4 protein-coding genes are annotated in these 8042 nt (G+C 71.1%); all 4 read left to right on the top strand.

What is annotated here, in order from left to right:
- Nucleotides 1–387: 387 nt before the first annotated feature.
- On the top strand, nucleotides 388–1605 hold the full coding sequence (locus tag ACF089_RS35175) for a cytochrome P450 (RefSeq protein ID WP_392036084.1): 1218 nt from the start codon (nucleotides 388–390) through the stop codon (nucleotides 1603–1605).
- A 2-nt stretch (nucleotides 1606–1607) separates the two neighbouring features.
- Nucleotides 1608–1817, top strand: a complete 210-nt coding sequence (locus tag ACF089_RS35170) for a ferredoxin (RefSeq protein ID WP_392036081.1) — start codon at nucleotides 1608–1610, stop codon at nucleotides 1815–1817.
- 422 nt (nucleotides 1818–2239) lie between these two features.
- Nucleotides 2240–2776, top strand: a complete 537-nt coding sequence (locus ACF089_RS35165) for a LuxR C-terminal-related transcriptional regulator (protein ID WP_392036079.1) — start codon at nucleotides 2240–2242, stop codon at nucleotides 2774–2776.
- A gap of 368 nt (nucleotides 2777–3144) precedes the next feature.
- The coding region (locus tag ACF089_RS35160; protein ID WP_392036077.1) for a beta-ketoacyl synthase N-terminal-like domain-containing protein at nucleotides 3145–8042 on the top strand (4898 nt) is incomplete at its 3' end.

Raw genomic sequence — 8042 nt, 5'->3', positions numbered from 1 at the left:
TCCTCGTTCCCGGCCGCCGACTCACCCCCCGGCCCCCGGGGGCGTCGGCCCCCACGGGTCCGGAGGTCTCCCCGGGCGGGTTCGGAGCGGGCCCGCTCCGAACCCGCCCGCGGCGTGATCACGCGGGTGGCGCGTCAGGGCGCACACCCTTTCCGGAAAGGCTCATTCCGCCCGGCCGATGGAATGTCGAATGTCGTCGCCACAGGTCAGGCGCATTTTTCTGCCGTAACCTTGGGGGAGTTTGTGAGTCCGCATATTTAGCGTGATCACTTGATTATGGTGATGGCTGTGACCTACCTCACTATCAAACGATTGGCTGATCCCTTCTTGTTAGGGTGAACCACTCTTTGGCAATGCCGAGTTGTGCGAGGTGTTGAGGTGGGGGAAATGGCAAGCGTAGAGGTGGAGAGCCTTCCAGCATTCCCGTTCATTGGTCCTGACAGTAATCCGTTCATTCCCGTCGGGGAATCCGATCTGAACCGGCTGGGCGGGCCCGTCGGAAAGGTGCGGCTGCCCTTCGGCGGCTGGGCCTGGCTGATGACCCGGCATGAGGACGTACGACAGCTGCTGCGGCACCCGGGCTTCAGCTCGGACCAGTACCGCCCAGGATTTCCGGTGCTGAACCCGATTCCGCCGACGCGGGAGGGCGCGTCGGGTCTGTTCATCTTCATGGACGGCGAGCAGCACAGCCGGTTCCGGCGGATGCTGACCGCCGAGTTCATGATCAAGAACATTCGGCGGATCGAGCCGCTGATCGAGGAGACGGTGGTCGACGCGCTGGAGCGTATGCGCGCCATCGGACCGCCGGTGGATCTGATGTCCGAGTTCGCGCTGCCCGTACCGTCGATGACGATCTGCCATCTGCTGGGAGTGCCCTACTCCGACCACGACTTCTTCCAGCACCACAGTGCTGTGATCATGGACCGCAAGTCCGGTCCCGAGGAAGTCGACGGCGCTCTCGGCGCCCTGGACGGCCTGCTCGGAGAGCTGATCGCCTTCAAGCGGACCTCGCCCGACGAGGATCTGCTCAGCCGGCTGGTGGCCGAGCGCGTGGTCCCCGGCGAGCTGCGGGAGGACGAGCTGAAGAGCATGGCCATGCTCCTCCTCGTCGCTGGCCACGAGACCACCGCCAATATGATCGGGCTCTCCGCCCTCGCCCTGCTGGAGCACCCCGAGTGTCTCGACGCCCTGCGCGCGGACCCCGGCCTGGCACCGGGCATGGTGGAGGAACTGCTGCGGTACGTCACGGTCGTACGGACCGGTCTGCCCCGGCTGGCCATGGAGGACGCCGAGATCGGCGGCCAGAAGATCCGCGCGGGCGAGGGGGTCGTGGCGATGCTGTCGATGGCCAACCGGGACGCCTCCGTCTTCCAGGACCCCGAGGCCTTCGACTCCACCCGGCGTGAGGCGCACCGGCACATGGCCTTCGGCTTCGGCCTGCACCAATGTATCGGCCAGCCGCTGGCCCGGGCCGAACTGCGGGTCGCCCTGCTGGAACTGGCCCGCCGCTTCCCCGGCCTGAAGGCCGAGACGACCCTGGCCGACGTCCCCAAGCGCCATATGGCCGTGACCTTCGGGCTCGGCGAGCTGCCGGTGACGTGGTGAGCATGAGGATCACCGTCAACCGCGAGCTGTGCGCCGGCGCCGGCAACTGCGTGATGAGCGCGCCGGCCGTGTTCGACCAGGACGACACGGAAGGTCTGGTGATGCTGCGGCTCGCCGAGCCGTCCGAGAACCTTCGGACATCGGTCGAACTGGCCGCCCAGATGTGTCCGGTGGGCGCGATCGACGTCATGCGTCAGGCGACCACGCACTGACGATCCAGTACACGGGGGTACGGATACACCGCGTCGCGGTCTTCGCCGCGGACGCCGACCCGTCCGGAATTCTGTCGCCCGCCGGGAGCGCCCGGCGGGCCACGGGACCGGATTCGGGTCCGCTGCTCGCACGGACGGGCATTCGTGGAGATCTCGAACGCGTCTTCTCGCTGTCCGGCCATGCCCGGATTCATGACGGCCGTCCCGTTGCCCGGGTTGTCGCGCCGGCCGATGCGCAGTGCGCCAAAATACTCAGGAATGGTGTGTGTCGGTGCGCGTTCATCGCCCCTGTGTGAATTCCACGTTACAGGAGAGCGGAAAAGTTGAAAATTGCAATTCAGGACCGTGTCATCATATGCGATCGAAACCCGTACGCTCGTCTGGGTATTCGTGGAGCGATTGAGCAGGACCCCGCGCTGACCGTGGTCGGTGAGGCCGGGGACATCGCCGAACTCCTCTCGGCGGCGGCGGTGTGCGCCCCCGATGTCGTCGTCCTCGAGGCACAGTCGCCGACCGGCCACGCGCACGAGCTGGCCGCGCTCGACGCCGCCCTCGTGGTCGTCGTACGGGACGCGGACACCGCCGCGGACTGGATCGGCTGTACCCAGGCGAATGTGCGCGCCCTCGTCCACCGCGACGATCCCGAGGCGGACCTGGTGGAGGCGGTCCGCCGGGCCGCCGACGGCACCTGCTACGTCTCTCCCGGCCTCGGCGGCGTACTGCTCAGATTCGTCCGCGCCACCCTGCCGCGCCCGCTGCGGGTCGTGCCCACCCACGCCCCGCTGACCTCACGCGAGTCGGAAGTGCTCCAGCTCGTCCGGCGGGGCATGGCCAACAAGGAGATCGCCCGCCGGCTCGGCCTGAGCGAGAAGACGATCAAGTTCCATGTCTCCAACGTGCTCGCGAAGGCGCACATGGCGTCCCGGGCACAGCTGATCGCCTCCGCCGCCGCCATGTGACAGCGGCGGCCGCTCCCGGCCCCGGGAGCCCCGGCGAGGAGCCCGCCCGTGGACGGGCGTGGTGAACGGGGGTGTGCGCACGGTCCGGCCGTGCGCACACCCCCGTCTGTCGTGCGCGGCGCGCGGACGCCGCACAAGGCGCACGCGCGTCGGGGGTACGCCCCTGTCGCGCGCCCCTTCGCACGTATGCCCCCGTCGTCGTGCGCGGCGCGGGGCCGGGAGCGTACCCGTGGAGGAAGGCGCGTACCCCGATGCCGTGACCTGGTCGAAAGTCCTGGATTCACGGGATGGTCCTGAACGGAAGCCCGGCTGTCGAGCCCTTCCTCTGGCGGAAGTCGCGCTCCCTGTCGCAAACCCATACTCCAGCTATGAAGCCTTCCCTGTCCGGTGACCGGACGATCGGCGGAGCCCACGACACCGACATCGCAGTGATCGGAGCCTCCTGCCGGATCCCCTCGGCATCGAGCCCCGCGGAGTTCTGGCGTCTGCTGTCCGAGGGGACCGACGCCGTCGCCCCCTGGCCCGCGGAGCGCGGCCCCGGCGAGCGGTCCTGGCAGGGTGGCTTCCTGGACGAGGTCGGCGACTTCGACGCCGACTTCTTCGGCGTGGAGCCCGACGAGGCGGCCGCCATGGACCCGCAGCAGCGGCTCGCCCTGGAGCTGGTCTGGGAGGCCATGGAGGACGCGGGCCTCCGCGACGAACTGCTGCGGGACTGCCACACCGGGGTCTTCGTCGGCGTCTCCTCCGACGACTACGCCGCGCTCGCCGCGCGCGGCGACCGGGCGGGAGGCGGAGGCGGCGAAGCGCACGACTTCACCGGCCGGCATCGCGCCATCATCGCCAACCGCGTCTCCTGGTCCCTGGGCCTGCGCGGCCCCAGCCTCGCCGTCGACGCGGCACAGGCGTCCTCGCTGGTCGCCGTCCATCTCGCCTGCGAGAGCATCCGCCGGGGCGAGTCCGACCTCGCCTTCGCCGGCGGAGTCAACCTGATCCTGTCGCCCGAGAGCATGCGCGCCACCGCCGGACTGGGCGCCCTGTCCGCCAAGGGCCGCTGCGCCGTCTTCGACGAGAGCGCCGACGGATTCGTACGCGCCGAGGGCGGCGGAGTCGTCCTGCTCAAGCCCCTCGCCCGCGCCGTCGCCGACGGCGACCCCGTCTACTGCGTCATCCGGGGCAGCGCCGTCAACCACGACGGCGGCGGCGACCGGCTCACCGACCCCGACGTCGCGGGCCAGCGGGACGTTCTGCGCCGGGCCTACGCCGACGCCCGCGTCGGCCCCGAGACGGTCCAGTACGTCGAACTCCACGGCACCGGCACCCCCGTCGGCGACCCCGTCGAGGCCGCCGCGGTCTCCGCCGTGGTCGGCCGGACCGCCGAGGACCGCCCGCCGCTGCGGGTGGGCTCGGCGAAGACGAACGTCGGCCATCTGGAGGCCGCCGCCGGAATCGTCGGCCTGCTCAAGGCCGCGCTCTCCCTGCGCCACCGCCGGCTGCCGCCGAACCTTCACTTCCGCACCCCCAACCCGGCGATCCCGCTGGCCGAGCTGAACCTCCGCGTACAGACGGAACTCGGCGACTGGCCCGCCCCCGACGCCCCCCTCGTCGCGGGCGTCAGCTCGTTCGGCGTCGGCGGCACCAACTGCCATGTCGTGCTCGCCGAAGGGCCGTACAGCGGACGGCCCGACAGCCCGGTGAGCCGTCCCGCGACCGGCCGCCCCCTGCCCTGGGTGCTCTCAGCCCGCACCGGCCGGGCCCTGGACGCGCAGGCCGCGCGCCTGCTCGCCCATCTCGAAGAGCGCCCGGACGCGGACGCCGCCGACCTCGCCCGGTCCCTCGCCGTCGGCCGGTCCGTGTTCGAACACCGCGCCGTCGTCGTCGGCGCGGACCGCGCCGAGCTGACGGCCGGTCTGGCGAGCCTCCACGAACGGGCGGTCGGCGGGGTCGCCGCCGACACCGGCAAGACGGCCTTCCTCTTCGCCGGCGGCGGGGCCCACCGCGTCGGCATGGGCCGCGAGCTGTACCCGGCCTACCCGGTCTTCGCCGCCGCCCTCGACGAGGTGCTCGACCACTTCGACCCCGGCCTGCGGCTGCGCGAGCTGCTGATCGGCGAGAGCGAGGGCGGGGGTACAAGCGGGAGCGAGGGCGCCGGTGCCCTCGACGGCATGGACCGGATGCAGCCGGCCCTGTTCGCCTTCCAAGTCGCCCTCTACCGGCTCGTCACCTCCTGGGGCGTCGTCCCGGACCTGCTCGTCGGCCACTCCTTCGGCGAGATCGTCGCCGCCCATGTGTCCGGCTCCCTCCCCCTGGCCGACGCCGCCGCCCTCGCCGCCGCGCGCGGCGAGCTGATGGAGGCGCTGCCGCCCGGCGGCGCGATGGTCGCGGTCGAGGCGTCCGAGGAGGAGGCGCTCGCGGCCCTCGAAGCGGACGCCGACGCCGACGACGTCTCGATCGGAGTCATCAACGGCCCGCGATCCGTCGTGGTCTCCGGCGCCGAGAAGGCCGTCGACCGGATCGCGGACGCCTTCCGCGCCCAGGGCCGCCGCACGACCCGGCTGCGCGTCCGGCAGGCGGCCCACTCACCGCTGACCGCCCCCATGCTGGACGAGTTCGCCCGCCGTATCCGCGGACTGGACGCCGCCGAACCCGGCGTACCGATCGTCTCCACCGTCACCGGACGGACCGGCGCGACCATGACCGAGGAGTACTGGACCGGCCACATCGGAGCCACGGTCCGCTTCCACGACGCGATCGAGACCTGCCGCGAGCACGGCGTGACCCGATTCCTCGAACTCGGCCCCGACAGCGTGCTGACCCCGCTCGTCCAGACGTCCGGGCCGGACCTCGCGGTGGCGCTCCAACACCGCGACCAGCCCGAACCGCGCGCGCTGCTCACCGGACTCGCCGAGGCCTGGACCGCCGGCGTACGCGTCGACTGGGCCGAGACGATCGGCGCGGCCCGGACCGTCGACCTGCCCACCTACGCGTTCCAGCGCGAGCGCCACTGGCTCGACGAGCGGCCGGCCGCGCCCTCGGCCGAACGGCACCTCAGCTCCGCCACCCTCGCTCTGCGCGAACGCGTCCGCACCGAGCCGGACGGATTCCTGGACCGCTGGCTGGCCGGCCATCTCGCCGAGACGGCCACCGCCGCCGGGGCCGCCGCCGACCCCGACGCCACCTTCCGCGATCTGGGCTTCGACTCCGTCCTCTCCGTGCGGCTGCGCAACCGACTCGTCTCGGCGACCGGCCTGCGGCTCCCCACCAGCGTCCTCTTCGACCATCCGACGCCCACCGCCCTCGCCGCGCATCTGCGCGACCAGATCCTCGGCGTACCGGACCCCACGGACACCGCCGCCGCCCTCCCGGCCGCCGCCGCTGCCGCCGATGACGACGATCCGATCGTCATCGTCGGTATGGCGTGCCGTCTGCCGGGCGGGATCGACTCGCCGCGGGAGCTGTGGGAGGCGGTCGTCGACGGTGTGGACGCGACATCGGAGTTCCCGAGCGACCGGGGCTGGGACCTGGCGAATCTGTACGACCCCGACCCGAACCACCCGGGCACGACCTACGCCCGGAGGGGCGGGTTCCTGGCGGGTGCGGGTGATTTCGACGCGGAGTTCTTTGGGATCAGTCCGCGTGAGGCGGCGGCGATGGATCCGCAGCAGCGGCTGCTGCTGGAGACCGCGTGGGAGGCGTTCGAGCGCGCCGGGATCAACCCGGACGGTCTGCGCGGCAGCAGGACCGGCGTCTTCGTCGGCGCCATGAACATGGAGTACGGCCCGAGCCTCCACGCCCCGGTCGACGGCACCGAGGGCTTCCGTCTCACCGGCAGCACCACGAGTGTGGCCTCGGGGCGTATCTCGTATCTGCTGGGTCTTGAGGGTCCGGCGATGACGGTGGACACGGCGTGCTCGTCGTCCCTGGTGGCCCTGCATCTGGCGGTCCAGGCCCTGCGGAACGGCGAGTGCGCCCTCGCGCTGGCCGGCGGGGTGACCGTGCTCTCCACCCCGGGCATGTTCGTCGAGTTCTCCCGGCAGCGCGGGCTCGCCCCCGACGGCCGCTGCAAGCCCTTCTCCGACGACGCCGACGGCACCGGCTGGTCGGAGGGTGTGGGGCTGCTGGTGGTGGAGCGGATGTCGGACGCGGTGCGGTCGGGGCATTCGGTGTTGGCGGTGGTGCGTGGTTCGGCGGTGAATCAGGACGGTGGGAGCAATGGTCTGACGGCTCCTAATGGTCCGTCGCAGCAGCGGGTGATCCGGGACGCGCTGGCGAGTGCGCGGCTGGGTGCGGCTGATGTGGATGTGGTGGAGGCGCACGGTACGGGTACGTCGTTGGGTGATCCGATCGAGGCGCAGGCGTTGTTGGCGACCTACGGTCAGGGGCGGTCGGAGGACCGGCCTTTGTGGTTGGGGTCGTTGAAGTCGAACATCGGTCATACGCAGGCGGCGGCGGGTGTCGCGGGTGTGATCAAGATGGTGCAGGCGATGCGCCACGGCGTCATGCCGCGTTCGCTCAATGTCTCCGCGCCGTCGCACCAGATCGACTGGGAGTCCGGGGCCGTGAGCCTGCTGACCTCCCAGGGGGAGTGGCCGGAGCTGGACCGGCCGCGTCGATCGGCTGTGTCCTCGTTCGGGATCAGCGGGACGAACGCGCACGTGATTCTGGAGTCGGCTCCGGTGTCCGACCCGGTGCCGGTGCCGGTGCCGGTGTCGGGGTCGGTGTCTGTGGGTTCGGGTGTGGTGCCGTGGGTGTTGTCGGGTCGGAGTGGGGTGGCGTTGGGGGAGCAGGCGGGTCGGTTGTTGGCCCATGTGGCTGGTGGTGGTGTGGGTGTGCGGGATGTGGGGTGGTCGTTGGTTTCGGGGCGGGCGGTGTTGGAGCACCGTGCGGTGGTGGTGGGTCGGGGTGTGGGGGAGTTGGTTTCTGGTTTGGGCGGTCTGGTGGAGGGGCGTGTGGGGTCTGGGGTGGTGGTGGGGAGTGGTGTGGTGTCCGGGAGTGCTTCGGGTGTGGTGTTGGTGTTTCCGGGTCAGGGTTCGCAGTGGTTGGGGATGGCGCGGGAGTTGCTGGGGTTCTCGTCGGTGTTCGCGGGGCGGATGGCTGAGTGTGGTGCGGCGTTGGAGCCGTTTGTGGAGGGGTGGTCGTTGCTGGATGTGGTGCGGTCCGGGGATGAGGGGGTGTTGGGGCGGGTTGATGTGGTGCAGCCGGTGTTGTGGGCGGTGATGGTGTCGTTGGCCGAGGTGTGGGGTTCGTTGGGTGTGCGGGTGGGTGCGGT

It is taken from the genome of Streptomyces sp. NPDC014894, assembly GCF_043080985.1.
In the GTDB taxonomy this organism is placed as follows: domain Bacteria; phylum Actinomycetota; class Actinomycetes; order Streptomycetales; family Streptomycetaceae; genus Streptomyces.
The sequence above is the reverse complement of the archived record's forward strand: the minus strand, read 5'-3'. Positions and strand labels throughout refer to the sequence as shown.

What these genes read in the sequence shown, in the direction of transcription:
- ACF089_RS35175 (WP_392036084.1), top strand. Translation starts at nt 388, where the DNA reads ATGGCAAGCGTAGAGGTGGAGAGCCTTCCAGCATTCCCGTTCATTGGT.
- ACF089_RS35170 (WP_392036081.1), top strand. Translation starts at nt 1,608, where the DNA reads ATGAGGATCACCGTCAACCGCGAGCTGTGCGCCGGCGCCGGCAACTGC.